Origin of the sequence: Amycolatopsis sp. 2-15 (genome assembly GCF_030285625.1) — a bacterium.
GTDB lineage: Bacteria > Actinomycetota > Actinomycetes > Mycobacteriales > Pseudonocardiaceae > Amycolatopsis > Amycolatopsis carbonis.
The window spans coordinates 503345-517889 of the sequence record NZ_CP127294.1 but is presented as its reverse complement, the minus strand read 5'-3'; the positions used below and the strand labels follow the sequence as shown (position 1 = coordinate 517889).

Here is a 14545-nt window from a genome sequence, read left to right as displayed (position 1 = left end):
GCCATCGCCATCGTAGGGGGACCGGGCGTCAGGGGCCGGACGAAACCGGGGCGGTCAGCGCAGCGCGGCCGTGACGATGGCCAGGGCCTCGTCCGTCGACAGCCCCAGCTGCCGAGTGACCGCTGCATAATCCGCGGCCGCCGCCAGAGCCCGCGAACGCGACTCATCCCCCGAAGCCCCCACGAAGCTCCCGGCTCGGCCGCGCGTTTCGATGAGGCCGGCTTCTTCGAGTTCCCGATAGGCGCGCGCCACGGTGTTCGGGGCGACGCCGAGGTCCGAGGCCAGCGCGCGCACGGTGGGGAGCTTGGTGCCGACCGCGAAGGTGCCGTCGTTGATCTGTGCGGCGATCGACGAGCGCACCTGCTCGAACGGCGGCACCGAAGAGGCGCTGTCGTAGCTCACGGTCACGGCCAAGACCCCCCTAACGCCGGCGCTTCCTGCGCAGGCTGACGATCACACCCACCACGACCAGCACGATCGCCACCCCGAACCCCACGGCCACGACCCAGCCGCTCACGAAACCGCCGTCGCCGGTGTGGATGTGCGGGTTCGCGGGCGCCAAGGGCATGAACGCCACCCTAGTGGGACGAAACGGCCGCGTTCACGAGTTCGGCCAGATCCTCCGACCCCGCGGGCAGGGCGTCGACCGGAAACCAGCGCAGGTCGTCGGACTCGTCGCTGCGGACGGGCAGCGCCCCCGCCGGCGCGCGGACCGCGTAGCGCACGTCGAAGTGCCGCGTCGGCACGCCGAGGGAGCACGTGATCGGGTGGACGTCGAGGTGCACCGGCGCCGCGCCGATCTCCAGTCCCGTCATGCCCGACTCCTCCGTCGCCTCGCGCAGAGCGGCGTCGGCGACCGACGCGTCCGAAGGCTCGCAATGCCCACCCAGCTGCAGCCAGCGGCCCACGCGCGGATGCAGTGTCAGCAGCACTTGCGTACCCGTCGAGTCCAGGACCACAGCCGACGCCGTGAGGTGCCCCGCCTCGCACGAGCGCTGCACGGTGTCGTCGCGCGTCGCCAGGAAACCCAGGAACGCCTGGCGCAGCGATTCCTGCGAGCCCAGAGAAGGGGCCCACGCCGAAAGAACAGTCACGGCGTCCGCATGCAGGTTCACAGTTCGACCAGCCCTTCGCCCGGCTCACCCAGCGAGCGCGCCGCAGGCGTTTCGAGCGGGTGCCCGATCGCGACGGCGCCCAGCGGCTCCCAGCGCGAATCCAGGCCCAGCGTCGAGCGCACGAGGTCGGCCGCGAAGATCGTCGACCCGATCCAGCACGAGCCCAGGTCCTCCGCCGCCAACGCGACCAGCAGACCCTGCACCGCGGCACCGGCGGCGACCGTGAACATCGTGTGCTCGCAGTCGTTGCGCCGCTGGTCGCGGTAGGTGTGGGCGCCCTCGGGCACCAGGAACGGGATCACGACCTCGGGCGCGCGGTAGAGAATGTCCCCGCGCGACAAGCGTTTCTCGATCTGCGAAGGCGTGAACTCGTCATTCGACAGGTCCGCTCGCCACGATTCGCGCATGGCGTCCAGCAGCTTCGCGCGCAGCCCGGCGTCGCGCAGCCACACGAACCGCACGGGGTGCGTGTGGTGCGGCGCGGGCGCGGTCAACGCCGCCGCGACCGCCCGCCGGACCACCGACGGGTCCACCGGTGCGTCGGAGAACGTGCGCACGGAACGCCGGTGCGGCACGGCTTCCCGCCGGCCCTGCGCCAGCGCTTCGTTGGTGCCCAAGCGGAACAGGTCCTCGTCGCCGGGCCGGACCAGATTCCGCGCGGTGGAGCCGTCGTCGGTCAGCTGCAGGCCGCGCACGACCGCCACCGGCAGCCCGCCGAGCTTGCCCTTCACCAGGTCCGCGGCGGCGGCGAGCTCGTCGGCCACCGCGATCTCCGTGACGGCCAGCTCGTTGCCCTGCGAGTCGATCTGCCCCGCGTACGCGTGCAGCACGCGCAGCCCCGAAGAGCCGATCGCCGCGTCGGTCTGCCCGACGCGCCACGCGCGGCCCATCGTGTCCGTGACGACCACGGCGACCTCGACACCCAGCCGTTCGCGCAGCCCGCCGCGCAGCGCGTGCGCCGACGCGTCCGGGTCCGAGGGCAGCAGCGCGACCTCGTCGCCCTGCACGTTCGACGCGTCGATCCCCGAAGCCGCCTGCACGATCCCCAGCGGGTTCTCCGTGATCACCGTGCGCGCCACCCGCGCGACGACCCGCACCGTCTCCTGGTCGATCAGCTCGCGCCGCGCCGCGTCACGGGCCTCGGGGTCGCTCGGCACGCGCACGAGCCGACCCTCGACCTTCGAGAACACCTTGCTCGTCACCACCACGACGTCGCCGGAGCGCAGCCACGGCGCGGCCGCAACGATGGCGCCGGTGAGGTCGTCGCCCGGACGGAACTCGGGCAGCCCGGCCACGGGCAGGATCTCGACCTTGGCCGAGGCGTGGTCCTCAAACTCAGGCTTGCCGAACTCAGACACCGGACACTCCCGCAACGTCGAAGGCCGCCCGCACCATCGCGGCGGTCGCGTCCACATCGGACATCAGCAGCGGCACCGCGCGCACGTCGACACCCGGCACCGTCACGTCGTGGTCCTCCTCGGCGACGAGCCAGCCGTCGAGCACCCCGCCGTCGGAGCGAGCGCCGTAGTGCCGGCCGACGGCCTCGGCGGAGGTCTCCACGCCGATCGCCGTGAGGCACGCGTCGGCCATGCCGCGCAGCGCCTTGCCGCCGATGATCGGCGAGATCCCCACGACTTTGGCCTTCGACTTGCGCAGCGCCTCGCGCACACCCGGCACCCCGAGTGTCGTCCCGACGCTCACCACCGGGTTCGACGGCGCGAACAGCACCAGGTCGGCCTCGCCCAGCGCCTCGAGCACGCCCGGGCCGGGCTTGGCCTCGTCGGCGCCGACCGAAACGATCGAGTGCGCCGGCCGGTCGGCCCGGTAGCGCACCCACCACTCCTGGAAGTGGATCGCCTTCTGCTGCTCCGGCTGTTCGGGGTCGTCGATCACCACGTGGGTCTCCACGCGGTCGTCCGACATCGGCAGCAGCCGCACGCCCGGACGCCAGCGGTCGCACAGCGCCTCGGTGACGGCCGAGAGCGGGTAGCCCGCGCGCAGCATCCGCGAGCGGATCAGGTGCGTCGCGATGTCCTTGTCGCCGAGCCCGAACCACGTCGGCTCGGCGCCGTACGCGGCGAGCTCCTCCTTGACGACCCACGTCTCACCCGCGTGGCCCCACCCGCGTTCGGTGTCGATGCCACCGCCGAGGGTGTACATGCAGGTGTCGAGGTCGGGGCAGATGCGCAGGCCGTGCATCCACACGTCGTCGCCGGTGTTCACCAGCGCCGTGACCTCGTGGGGAGACGGGCTCTCCGGCTCGCCGATCGCGGGCATCCCGAGTGCGGTCTTCACGCCGAGCAGGAAGCGCGCGCCACCGACTCCACCGACCAGTACGACGATCTTCACGACTGCGGATCCTCGCACGCGGGCGCACCTGGGCCCCAGTAGCGGTACCTGTGGTGCTCCGTACAGCCGAGCGCGGAATACAGCTTCAACGCGCCTTCGTTCTCCACGGCCACCTGCAACACCCACCTCTCCGCACCGTGCGCGCGACCCCAGCCGGCCAGCGCGAACATGAGCGCCGACGCGAGCCCACGCCGGCGGAACTCCGGCCGCACCGCCAGGCGCGACACGTGGAGCCACCCGTCCACGATGGCACCGCGTACGGCTCCGGCGGTCACGCCGTGCACGTCAACCACGCCGTAGCCCACCTTGCCCGTGCTCAGCACGTGGCGTTCGGCCGCGCCCGGCGACGGGTTGTCGGCCGCCAGCTCCCACCACGCCGGGGTCGGCTCGTCGAGGACCTCGGCACCCTGCACGGGCCCGGCCGGCAGCGGCCCGAAGAGCACGGACACCTGGTAGCCCGCGGCGTGTTCGGTCCATTCGCGCCAGCCGGCGGCGGCCACCTCACGCTCGGTGCCGCTGTCCTGGATCACCTGGACGACCGGCGGGATCCCCCGATCGTGGGCGAAGTCACAGACGGCCTTCAACGCGACCGCGACGCTCCGGCCGGGATCGCCCACGGCGAGTCCGCTGTTGGCGCGCCCGGTGAAGCCGTCGGCCCAGCGCAGGCGCCAGTCGCCGAGTGCCTCGTCGACCACCGGGGGCCAAGCCCGCGCACATACGATTTCGAGCATTTCCGAGTCGTTCACGGTTAGATTGTCCTTGAGGCGGCACGCCCATTTTCGCAGGGAGAACCGATGAGCTACGTGCGCAGGGACGACAAGCACAACGACGACCTGGTCGACGAGATCGCCGACGGTTTCGAACGCACCCTCAACGAGAAGCGCGAGGGCGACACCAAGCCCACCGGCCCGGGCTTCACCATCACCGGCGACGCGCGCAACACCCCGAAGCCCCGCCGCCGGGACCGCTGAGCGGGACATTCGGCCCCATACCAGAGGTATGGCTAAGGGTTGCCTAAGCACCACCGGTGCCTCGGGAAGCGCGTAATGTCCGCAGGGACTGGCTAAGCAGAGAAAAGCAGGAGTACGCAGTGACCTACGTGATCGCCGAGCCCTGCGTCGACGTGCTCGACAAGGCGTGTATCGACGAGTGCCCCGTGGACTGCATCTACGAGGGCGAGCGGATGCTGTACATCCACCCCGACGAGTGCGTCGACTGCGGCGCCTGCGAACCGGTCTGCCCGGTCGAGGCGATCTACTACGAGGACGACGTCCCGGACAGCTGGTCCGACTACACCAAGGCCAACGTCGACTTCTTCGACACACTGGGCTCGCCCGGCGGTGCCTCCAAGGTCGGCAAGACCAGCCACGACCCCGCCTTCATCAAGGCGCTGCCCCCGCAGGGCGAATGACGACCCGGCCACTGCCCGACTTCCCCTGGGATTCGCTCGCCGAGGTCAAGGCCCGCGCGCAGGCGCATCCCGGTGGGATCGTCGACCTCTCCGTCGGCACGCCCGTGGACCCGGTTCCGGCTGGAATCCGCGACGCGCTGGCGTCGGTCTCGGAGATCCCGGGCTACCCGGCCACCCACGGCACGCCCGCGCTGCGGACCACCGCGGTGGGGTCGCTGGGCCGGCGCTACGGCGTCGAGGGTCTGGAGCCCGACGCGGTGCTGCCGACGATCGGGTCCAAGGAAGCCGTGGCCTGGCTGCCGCGGCTGCTCGGCCTCGGCCAGGGCGACACCGTGGTGATCCCCGAGCTGGCGTACCCGACCTACGAGGTGGGCGCGCTGCTGGCGGGCGCCGACGTCATCCGCGCGGACGGGCTCACTCAGCTCGGGCCGCAGCGTCCGGCCATGATCTGGCTCAACTCGCCGTCGAACCCGACCGGCAAGGTGCTCGGGGTCGAGCACCTGCGCAAGGTCGTGGAGTGGGCGCGTGAGCGCGACGTGATCGTGGCGTCGGACGAGTGCTACCTCTCGCTCGGCTGGGACGCCGAGCCCGTGTCGGTGCTGCACCCCTCCGTCCACGGTGGACGGCTCGACGGGCTGCTGGCCGTGCACTCGCTGTCGAAGTCGGCGAACCTCGCGAGCTACCGCGCCGGGTTCATCGCCGGTGACCCGAAGCTGGTCAAGCAGCTGCTGGAGCTCCGCAAGCACGCCGGGATGATCGTGCCGCGTCCGGTGCAGGAGGCCATGGTGGCCGGCCTGACCGACGACGAGGCCGTCGCCGCGCAGCGCGAGCGTTACCTGCGCCGCCGGCTCGTGCTGCGGAAAGCGTTGCAGGACAACGGTTTCGAGATCTCCCACTCCGAAGCCGGGCTGTATCTCTGGTCCACGCGCGGCGAACCGGCGCTGGACACCGTCGCGTGGCTGGCCGAGCGCGGCATCCTCGTGGCGCCGGGCACGTTCTACGGTCCGGCCGGCGGTAACCACGTGCGCGTGGCCCTGACCGCCACGGACGAGCGCATCGACGCCGCCGCGGAGCGGTTGAACTCCTGATCGCCGAGCGGGCGCACTTCGGTGCGCCCGCTCAGAGATCGCGTCCCGTGAAGCCCCGGTAGACGAATCTCGTGAGCGCCTCGACGGCCTCGTCGTCGCTCGGCGCCGTCCAGCCCGTGGGCGCCGGGGCGGTCAGCCACATCTGCGCGAAGTTGTCGATCAGCTGGTACATCAGCAGGATGCTCAGCTGCGTCGACGCGGGCAGCTCGTAACCGGCGGCCGTGACGCGCTCGAGGTGCCCCGCGATGTCGGCCGCCTGCGTGACGCCGAAGCTCGCGAGTGTGCTCGCGAACCCGTCGTGGACCATCGACGCCTGGCGCAGCGCCTGCATCGTGGCCGCGTTCTCCTTGTAGAAATCCCAATACTGGCGCACGTGCCAGCGCACGGCCTCGGGTTCGCTGAAGTCCGACAGGTGGTCCTCGGAGGCGGCCTCCTCGTCGCCCGCCGCCGCCAGGTCGCCCAGGAGCGCTTCGAGCAGCTCCTCCTTGCCGGCGAAGTGGTTGTAGAACGAGCCCGCCGCTCGGCCGGCTTCCGCCGTGATGTCGGTGATCTTCGTGTTCAGGTAGCCCTTGCGCGCGAACACGCGCTTGGCGGCCTCCTTCAACGCGGTCTCCGTCTCGGCGGCCTTCTCCTTGCGGCTCGTCGCCGTCATCTCGGCACCTCCCTTGACAGGAACGCTAGCAGCGCGCATGGTGAATTCAGATTCACTGAATTCCAGTTCACTGGAGGGGACATGGACACCACGGTGCTGATCGCGGGAGCCGGCCCGACCGGCCTGACGCTGGCCATCGAACTGGCCCGGCGCGACGTCGCGGTCCGGCTCATCGACAAGGCTTCGGCGTTCTTCAACGGCTCGAGAGGCGACGGCCTGCAGCCCCGCACGCTGGAGGTTTTCGAGGACCTCGGCGTGCTCGACGCGGTGCTGGCCGCGGGCTCGCCGCAGTATCCGATCAAGGTCTACCTGGACGGCGAGTTCGTGCAGGAGCGCTGGATGAGCGACACCGTCGAGCCGACGCCCGCGGTGCCGTACCCGAACATCTGGTTCCTGGGGCAGTCGCAGACGGAGGGCATCCTGCGGGAGCGGCTGTCGTCGTTCGGGGTGCGGGTGGAGCTCGGGGTGGGGCTGGTGGGCTTCACTCAGTCTGCTTCGGGCGTGAGGGCTTCGCTGTCGACGGGGGAGACGGTGGAGGCTTCCTACCTGGTCGGCGCCGACGGTGGGAAGAGCTTCGTGCGCAAGGCGCTGGGGATTCCGTTCGAGGGCACGACTGACGAGTCGATCCGGATGTTGCTGGGGGACGTCCAGGCTTCGGGGCTCTCGCACGACTCGTCGTACTGGTTCGCGCCGGCCCATGAGCCGATGAGCGGGGTGGCGTTCACGCCTTTGGCCGGCACGCCGCACTTCCAGTTCGGGGCGCCGCTGGGGGACGGGGACCTGGCGGTGGAGACTTCGCTCCCGGCGCTGCAGGCTCGGCTGGACTCCGTGTCGGGCGGCGGGTTTCGCCTGTCCGACCTGGCGTGGTCGACGGTGTGGCGGCCGAACATCCGCCTGGCTGCGTCCTTCCGCGTCGGGCGCGTGTTCCTGGCGGGCGACGCCGCGCACGTGCACCCACCGACGGGCGGGCAGGGGCTGAACACCGGGGTCCAGGACGCGTACAACCTGGGCTGGAAGCTGGCTTCCGGGTCTGCCGAGTTGCTGGACACCTACGAACCCGAGCGGCGCGAGGTGGCGGCGCGGGTGCTGGGGGTTTCGACGGCCTTGATGGAGAAGTACGCCGAAGGGGCCGAGGACGCGCATCGGCGGGGGTCGGAGACGCAGCAGTTGGATGTCGGGTATCGGGGTGGGCCGTTGGCTGGTTCTTTGCCTGGCTCGGGTTCTGGCTTGCTTCGGGCGGGGGATCGGGCTCCGGATGCGCCGTTGGTGGATGCGAATGGGAAGCCGGTGCGGTTGTTCGAACTGTTCCGGGGACCGCATGCGACGGAGCTGGTTTTCGGTTCGGGGGCGATGGGTTCCTCGGAGGTTCCGGGGTACCGGATCTTGCCCGCCGGATCAGTGGCTTCGGGCTCGGATCTGGTGGACGTGGGCGGTCATGCGTATGCGGCTTACGAGGCCGCGGCGGGCTGCCGGGTGCTGATCCGGCCGGATGGCTACGTCTGGTCGATCACGGCTGAGTGACCTGGCGCCCGACCGGCTTGACCACCGGTTTTGTCGGAGGCGGCCGACAGAATGGACCTGGGAACGCCCCCTGGGGAGGGCGGGGGCTGTCCGTCGGCGGGGTGTTCGGTCAGAGAGCCGTGTCCGCCGCCTTGTTGATGCGGGCCCACACCGCCGGCCAAGCCGCGCGGGCCTCAGTGCGCTTCAGCAGTTCGTGCTCGGCGATACGGCCCGCGATGAAGCCGATCTCGCTATCAGCGCCGGGCAAGACCGACCGCACCTTCTCCGCCGCGATCACGGCGTCCTGGTGGTCGCCGAGGACCGTCTGGAGTTTGCGGGTGGCCTTGATGAGGTCGGCGAGCTGCGCGGCCTGCTTCTTCTTTGCCGCCGAACTGGCCAGCTCGACGGTGTAGCGCAGCTTCTTGCCGTGGATGCGGAGGGCGTGCAGGTCGTCGTCGGGCGGGTCGGCGGGAAGGGCACGCACGGCCTTGTCGAGGCGCTTGTACGGCTTGCGCACGTCAGCGGCCAAGCTGCCGGGCGCCGGCGGGGTGGGGTCGATCTCGTGGTCGGGCGTGCGCGTGAGCTGGGCGATTCTCTGCAACAGCGTGGCGTAGCGGGCGCTCGACAGGGCGCGCGTCAGGCGGCGGCGGGCGGCGCCGCGTTCGGTGACGAACTTCGAGACCAGGCGGCGGCCCGCGGGCTGGTCGCGGACCTCGAAGGTGGCGATCACCTCGCGCAGGTGGCCGATCAGCACGTCGTAGTCGCGGACCTCGCCGAGGGACTGGCCCAGCCAGCCCAGCTCGGCGCGCACGGGCTCGGCGGAGGCGCCGAGGAGGGTCCCGGAGGTCTTCAGCACACTGCGCATCCGCCGCAAGGCGACACGCATCTGGTGCAGGTCTTCGGGGTCCGCGCCGCTGCGGGTGCCGGGCTCGCGCGCCAGCAGCTCGCGCAGCTGCTGGTCCAGCGTGGCGCGGACGTGGGTGGCCGCCGGGTCCCGGGGCCGGCTTTCGCGGGCTCGTCGGGCAGGCCGAGCTCGGCCGGAGTCGTCGGCTCGGGTGCGCGGCGGCGGGTCGAGGAGGGCAACGATTCGGTGGTCACGACATGAATGGTAAGTGAACACGCAGGCAGAGCGGATATGACCCGTGACGAAAAAGCACGAAAAAGGGCGCGCCCCCGGTGGAGCGCGCCCCTTCTTTGCAAAAGGATCAGCGTAGAAGGATCAGTTCGCGTGCAGCGCTTCGTTCAGCTCGATCCCGACGCCGGTGCGCGACACGACCTCCACCGCACCCGTCGCCGAGTTCCGCCGGAAGAGCGCACCCGAAATACCCGAGATCTCCCGCGCCTTCACGGTCTTGCCGTCCACGATCACCTTCGTGCCGGCCGTGATGTAGAGCCCGGCCTCGACCACGGAGTCGTCGCCGAGGGAGATGCCCACGCCGCCGTTCGCGCCGATCAGGCAGCGCTCGCCGATCGCGATGACCTCCTTGCCGCCGCCCGAGAGGGTGCCCATGATCGAGGCGCCGCCGCCGACGTCGCTGCCGTCGCCCACGACCACGCCCGCCGAGATCCGGCCCTCGACCATGGACGCGCCGAGCGTGCCGGCGTTGAAGTTCACGAAGCCCTCGTGCATCACGGTCGTGCCGGAGGCGAGGTGCGCGCCCAGGCGCACGCGGTCGGCGTCGGCGATGCGCACACCCGTGGGCAGCACGTAGTCGACCATCCGCGGGAACTTGTCCACGCCGAACACGGCCACCGCGCCACGCGAGCGCAGCCGCAGGCGCGTCTGCTCGAAGCCGTCGACTGGGCACGGGCCGTGGCTCGTCCACACGACGTTGGCCAGCTTGCCGAAGATGCCGTCGAGGTTCTGCCCATGGGGCTGCACCAGCCGGTGCGACAACAGGTGCAGCCGCAGGTAGGCGTCGTGCGCGTCGGTGGGGGCGGTGGCCAGGCTGCCGATCGTCACGCGCACCGCGACGACCTCGACACCACGGTCGGTGTCGGGCCCGAGCAGCGCCGCCGCGGCGTCACCGAGCAGCTCGGTGGTCTCGGGGGCCGACAGCCTCTCGGTGCCACTGGCGCCGGTGCCGGTCAGCTTCGGGTGCGGGTACCAGGTGTCCAGCACCGTCCCGTCGGACGCGACGGTGGCCAGCCCGACGCCGACGGCGCCGGTCGTTTCGGGGTCAGGGGTCTGCTCGCTCACGCCGGTCACGGTAGTCGAGTGACGCGCCTCAACCCGTGGTGGCCTGCTGGTTCACGAGCTTCTTGACCGACGTGAGCGCGGCCGAGATGGTGATCAGCGCCTGCGTGCAGGGTCCGCCGGAGGTGGGCACGGTGGTGCAGCCCGCCCCGCGGAACGCGCTCACGCCCTGGTCGAGCGCGGCCGCCGCGTGGTCGAGCGCCACGTCGACGGTCTTGCCGGCCGCCGCGCGCTCGTGCACCGACGCGGCCGTGCCGCCGACCTCCGTGACGAACTTCTCGCAGCCCTTCGGCAGCTGCGTCTGCGGGCTCGTGTAGCAGGCGTCGGCGGACAGCGCGTCGAGCTTGATCGGCAGGGCGTCCGGGCCCGGCGAGCCGGGGTTCGGGCCGGGCGTGGGGCCCGCCTCGGAGCCGCAGCCGGTCAGGACCAGGGTCAGGAGGACGCCGCCGAGAGCGACCAGGGAGCTTCGCGTGCGCACGTCCCTCACGGTAGCCCTCGTGCCGGGTCGGTACGGTGCCGGTATGACCTCGCTGGACCTGCGCGCCGACCCCGCCGACCTCACCGCCGCCCTCGTCGACGCGTTCAGCGTCTCCGGCGAGGAGGCCCGGCTCGCCGACGCCGTGCAGGCCGCGCTCACCGAGCAGGCACCACACCTCGAGGTGGTTCGCAACGGCGACGCGGTGCTCGCGCGCACGAACCTCGGCCGCGGCTCGCGTGTGATCCTCGCCGGACACCTCGACACCGTGCCGGAAAACGCCAACCTCCCGTCGCACCGCACCGGTTCCGGCGACGAAGAGCTGCTCCACGGCCTCGGCTCCGTCGACATGAAGGGCGGCGACGCGGTGTTCCTGCACCTCGCCGCCACGCTGCCCGAGCCGAAGCACGACATCACCTTCGTCTTCTACGACAACGAAGAGGTCGAAGCGGTCAAGAACGGCCTCGGCCGCATCGAACGCGAGCTGCCGGAGTGGCTGGCGGGCGACCTGGCCGTGGTCGGCGAGCCGTCCAACGGCGTGATCGAGGCCGGTTGCCAGGGCACGCTGCGCGTCGAGATCCGCACGAGCGGGACCCGCGCGCACACCGCCCGCGCGTGGATGGGGGAGAACGCGATCCACGCGCTGGCCGAGCCCCTGCGCCGCCTCGCGGAGTACGCGCCGCGCGTGGTCGACATCGACGGCCTCACCTACCGCGAAGGACTGCAGGCCACGAAGATCTCCGGCGGCGTGGCCGGCAACGTCGTGCCCGACGCCGCCGTGCTCACGGTCAACTTCCGCTTCGCGCCGGACCGCAACCCCGCGCAGGCCGAGGCCCACGTGCGTGAGGTCTTCGACGGCTACGACGTCACGCTCACGGACCTCTCGCCGGGCGCGCTGCCTGGTCTTTCGGCCCCGGCGGCCGCCGAGCTCGTGGCCGCCGCCGGTGGCCGCGCCGCCGCGAAGCTGGGCTGGACCGACGTCGCGCGCTTTGCTGCGCTGGGCATGCCGGCCGTCAACTTCGGCCCCGGCAACCCGAGCCTCGCGCACACGCAGCAGGAACACGTGCACGTGGCGGAGATCCGCCAGGTGGCCGACGTCCTGCGCAAGTTCCTGGGCTGACGCCCGGCCGGCTCACCCAGGCCGGGCGGCACCACCGCACCCCAATGCGGCATTGGTTGCGCTCAACGCACCGAACGCCGCATTGGGTGCGCTGGGTGCACCGAACGCCACATTGGGTGCGCTGGGTGCACCGAACGCCACATTGGGGTGCTTGCAGCGACCCGGCGGGCGGGGGTGAGGGGCCAGGTGGTCAAGCGCGAACGGCCTGGATGTCGAGCTGGATCTGAATCGTCGAGCCGACCATCACCAGGCCTTTGGCGAGCGTCTGCTGCCAGTTGATCGTGAAGTCCTCGCGGTGCAGCTCGGTCGTGGCGACGGCGCCGAGCCGGTCGCCGTTCCACGTGCGCAGGCCCAGGTAGCCGGCGTCGAGCCGTACGCCGCGGCTGGCGCCGTGCAGGTTGAGCGTGCCGTCGATGCTCCAGCGGTCGCCGGGTGCGCGGCGGAACCGGTGGCCGTGGAAGCGGATCTGCGGGAAGCGGCGCACGTCGAGGAAGTCCGGGGAGCGCAGGTGGTCGTCGCGCTTGTCGGCGGAGGTGTCGATGCTCGCGGCGTCGATCACGACCTCGACGGTGGAGTCCTCGATCTGCTTGCCGACGACGATGCTGCCCTGGAAGCTGCGGAACCGGCCGTGGACCTCGCACAGCCCGATGTGCCGCGCGATGAACCGGATGGCCGTGTGGTCGGGGTCGAGCACCCATTCGCCCGGGTCGGGGAGCTGGCGGTTCTCGTCCGGCACGAGGCGCAGGTCATTGAGGGAGGTGTGATCGCCGCTCACGACCTCGACGGTGCTGTTCTGCGCCCGGTAGCCGCTCGCGCTCACGGACACCGCGTACGTCCCGGCCGACAAGGTGCTCACCGCCAGGCCGAACTCGTCCGCGACGACCTTCGTCTGCCGCTGGGTGCGCTTGTGCAGCATCACCATCTGCGTGCCCGGGAGCGGGCGGCCGTTCTCGTCGCCGACCCGCACGCTGAGGAGCCCGGCTTCGCCGTGGAACGTCACGGGTCCGCCACGCTGTCCGTTGCTTCGCTTGCGCCCGAACACGTCGTCTCCTCTGCTCGACCTTGTCGGGGCACGTTATCAGCGACGTCAACGACAAGCCCCGGGCCACAGCGGGATCCCGGCAACGGTTCCGGCGCCGGGGCCTGGTGTTCCGGGCCCCGGCGCCTGATTTCAGCGGCCTTCGAGCGAACGGACGTTGTCGCCGAACGTCCAGTTCTTCGAGCCGTCCCAGTTGATGGACCAGGTCATCAGGCCCTTCACGCCCGAAACGGCGCGGTAGGCCTGCGAGACGAGGCTCGGCGACAGGTACCCGCCGCCGGCGCCCTGCTGGGCCGGGAGGCCGGGCACCTGCTTGTCGAGCGGTACCTTCACCGTCGTGCCCTGCACGACCAGGCCCTTGGTGAGGCAGTCGGTCTGCGTGGTGAAGCCCTGCACGGTGCCGGCCTCGTACGAGTCGCCGGAGCAGCCGTACATGGAACCGTTGTAGTACTGCATGTTCAGCCACCACAGGCGGCCGTTGTCCGCGTACTTCTTGATGATCGGCAGGTACGAGCCCCAGATCGAGCCGTAGGTGACGCTGCCGCCGGTCACGTAAGCGGTTTCGGGCGCCATCGTGAGGCCGAAGTTCGACGGCATCTGCGCGAGCACGCCGTCGATGATGCGGATGAGGTTCGACTGCGAAGCCGAGAGCGAGTTGATGTTCCCGCTGCCGGTCAGGCCGGTCTCGATGTCGATGTCGATGCCGTCGAAGTTGTACTTCTTGAGGATCGGCACGATCGTGCTCACGACCTTGTCCGCCACCGTCGACGACGACAGGTCGATGCCCGCCGCCGCACCGCCGATGGACATCAGGATCGTGGCGCCCGAGGCCTTCGCGGCGCACATGTCGGCCGGGGTCGCCACCTTCACGCCGGCGTCCATGCCGTCTTTCCACAGCACCGTGCCGTCGGAGCGAATGACGGGGAAGGCCGCGTTGATCACGTTGTAGCCGTGGGAGGAGATGCGCGCGTCGGTGATCGGGACCCAGCCGAGCCCCGGGTGCACGCCGTTGGCGGCGCCGTCCCAGTTCTCCCAGTAGCCCTGCAGCACCTTCCCGGCGGGCTTCGACTTCACCGCGCACGTATCGGCCTGCACCGACGCGCCGGCGGTCCCCGTGAGCCCCGCCAACGGCAAGGCGAGCGCGGCGGCCACCACCGCGCCGAAGATCCGTGACTTGCGACCGAACATCCCGGCTCCCGTCTCGCGACAACGCTGTCCCAGCACGCGGCGTTCTGGCGAACGGTAGGCGGCGTGCGGAGCAGTTGACTACCTACGAACGGGTGGTCTAGACAAATGAGTACGTCTGGGCATAAAGGCCGAGGGTGACGCCGCGTCGCCACCCCCGGCCTTGTTCTCATGCGGTCGCGCTGACGCTGTCGAGGTGTGCGCCCAGTATGCGCACGCGGTTCGCGTCGCCCTTCGGCCACTCCGCGACGAGGTTCTGCGTGCGTCCGGCGCAGCTCGTGCACGTCCGGCGCGTCACGGTGCAGCCGGCGGCGCGCAGCTTACCCTCCACATAGGACACCGAAGCCGCGTAGCCGCCACCGGCCGACCGGTTGCCGCCGTTCTGGCGGGCGACGGTCTTGAGCCGGCCGAGAT

At 70.9% G+C, this 14545-nt stretch carries 17 protein-coding genes and 1 pseudogene; 5 read left to right on the top strand and 13 right to left on the bottom strand.

The genetic code is table 11. From position 1 onward, the window contains the following. Window positions 1-54 precede the first annotated feature (54 nt). The 6 genes from QRX50_RS02435 to QRX50_RS02410 are packed head-to-tail and all read right to left on the bottom strand — an operon-like array spanning window position 55 to window position 4210. On the bottom strand, window positions 55-408 hold the full coding sequence (locus QRX50_RS02435; RefSeq protein WP_285970366.1) for a GntR family transcriptional regulator: 354 nt from the start codon (window positions 406-408) through the stop codon (window positions 55-57). 13 nt (window positions 409-421) lie between these two features. Beyond that, on the bottom strand, window positions 422-568 hold the full coding sequence (locus tag QRX50_RS02430) for a hypothetical protein (RefSeq protein ID WP_285970365.1): 147 nt from the start codon (window positions 566-568) through the stop codon (window positions 422-424). A 10-nt stretch (window positions 569-578) separates the two neighbouring features. Then, window positions 579-1115, bottom strand: coding sequence for an NUDIX hydrolase (locus QRX50_RS02425; RefSeq protein ID WP_285970364.1), 537 nt, complete (start codon window positions 1113-1115; stop codon window positions 579-581). Beyond that, window positions 1112-2530, bottom strand: a complete 1419-nt coding sequence (locus tag QRX50_RS02420; RefSeq protein ID WP_434533228.1) for a coenzyme F420-0:L-glutamate ligase — start codon at window positions 2528-2530, stop codon at window positions 1112-1114. Before QRX50_RS02420 ends, QRX50_RS02425 begins: the two co-directional genes overlap by 4 nt. Beyond that, entirely contained in the window at window positions 2466-3464 is a 999-nt protein-coding gene (cofD, locus tag QRX50_RS02415; RefSeq protein ID WP_285970362.1) for a 2-phospho-L-lactate transferase, read from the bottom strand. Before cofD ends, QRX50_RS02420 begins: the two co-directional genes overlap by 65 nt. Beyond that, the gene (locus tag QRX50_RS02410) at window positions 3461-4210 is read right to left on the bottom strand and encodes a GNAT family N-acetyltransferase (protein ID WP_285970361.1); all 750 of its coding nucleotides are present in this window, start codon (window positions 4208-4210) and stop codon (window positions 3461-3463) included. Before QRX50_RS02410 ends, cofD begins: the two co-directional genes overlap by 4 nt. A 48-nt stretch (window positions 4211-4258) precedes the next feature. Between QRX50_RS02410 and QRX50_RS02405 the strand changes: the two genes are divergently transcribed. The 3 genes from QRX50_RS02405 (at window position 4259) to dapC (ending at window position 5963) form a co-directional block, all read left to right on the top strand. After that, entirely contained in the window at window positions 4259-4435 is a 177-nt protein-coding gene (locus tag QRX50_RS02405; protein WP_285970360.1) for a hypothetical protein, read from the top strand. 119 nt (window positions 4436-4554) lie between these two features. Next, window positions 4555-4875, top strand: coding sequence for a ferredoxin (fdxA, locus tag QRX50_RS02400; RefSeq protein ID WP_285970359.1), 321 nt, complete (start codon window positions 4555-4557; stop codon window positions 4873-4875). Continuing rightward, window positions 4872-5963: a succinyldiaminopimelate transaminase gene (dapC, locus tag QRX50_RS02395; protein ID WP_285970358.1), complete on the top strand. Its 1092-nt coding sequence runs from the start codon at window positions 4872-4874 to the stop codon at window positions 5961-5963. Before fdxA ends, dapC begins: the two co-directional genes overlap by 4 nt. 31 nt (window positions 5964-5994) lie before the next feature. On the opposite strand, the gene QRX50_RS02390 is transcribed toward dapC, so the two are convergent. Next, window positions 5995-6615 (bottom strand): TetR/AcrR family transcriptional regulator, encoded by a 621-nt coding sequence (locus QRX50_RS02390; RefSeq protein WP_285970357.1) that lies wholly within the window; start codon window positions 6613-6615, stop codon window positions 5995-5997. 81 nt (window positions 6616-6696) lie between these two features. Here QRX50_RS02390 and QRX50_RS02385 point away from each other — a divergent pair, with 81 nt between their 5' ends. Continuing rightward, window positions 6697-8136 (top strand): FAD-dependent monooxygenase, encoded by a 1440-nt coding sequence (locus QRX50_RS02385; protein ID WP_285970356.1) that lies wholly within the window; start codon window positions 6697-6699, stop codon window positions 8134-8136. 109 nt (window positions 8137-8245) lie between these two features. Here the strand turns inward: QRX50_RS02385 and QRX50_RS02380 are convergent. The 3 genes and pseudogenes from QRX50_RS02380 to QRX50_RS02370 form a co-directional block, all read right to left on the bottom strand. Further along, window positions 8246-9213, bottom strand: a pseudogene (locus QRX50_RS02380) (CHAD domain-containing protein). Window positions 9214-9334: 121 nt separating this feature from the next. Beyond that, entirely contained in the window at window positions 9335-10315 is a 981-nt protein-coding gene (gene dapD, locus QRX50_RS02375) for a 2,3,4,5-tetrahydropyridine-2,6-dicarboxylate N-succinyltransferase (RefSeq protein ID WP_285970355.1), read from the bottom strand. 28 nt (window positions 10316-10343) lie between these two features. Beyond that, the gene (locus QRX50_RS02370) at window positions 10344-10790 is read right to left on the bottom strand and encodes a hypothetical protein (protein ID WP_285970354.1); all 447 of its coding nucleotides are present in this window, start codon (window positions 10788-10790) and stop codon (window positions 10344-10346) included. Between the two features lie 43 nt (window positions 10791-10833). On the opposite strand from QRX50_RS02370, the gene dapE reads away from it, so the two are divergent. Then, window positions 10834-11907 carry a succinyl-diaminopimelate desuccinylase gene (gene dapE / locus QRX50_RS02365; protein WP_285970353.1) on the top strand — a complete coding sequence of 358 codons (1074 nt, stop codon included), beginning with the start codon at window positions 10834-10836 and terminating at the stop codon, window positions 11905-11907. Between the two features lie 190 nt (window positions 11908-12097). Here dapE and QRX50_RS02360 read toward each other — a convergent pair whose 3' ends face one another. From QRX50_RS02360 to QRX50_RS02350, 3 genes are all read right to left on the bottom strand, one after another. After that, window positions 12098-12949 (bottom strand): YceI family protein, encoded by an 852-nt coding sequence (locus QRX50_RS02360; RefSeq protein ID WP_285970352.1) that lies wholly within the window; start codon window positions 12947-12949, stop codon window positions 12098-12100. A gap of 129 nt (window positions 12950-13078) precedes the next feature. Further along, entirely contained in the window at window positions 13079-14134 is a 1056-nt protein-coding gene (locus tag QRX50_RS02355) for a chitinase (RefSeq protein WP_285970351.1), read from the bottom strand. A gap of 166 nt (window positions 14135-14300) precedes the next feature. Beyond that, window positions 14301-14471 carry a hypothetical protein gene (locus QRX50_RS02350; protein WP_285970350.1) on the bottom strand — a complete coding sequence of 57 codons (171 nt, stop codon included), beginning with the start codon at window positions 14469-14471 and terminating at the stop codon, window positions 14301-14303. Window positions 14472-14545: the final 74 nt, after the last annotated feature.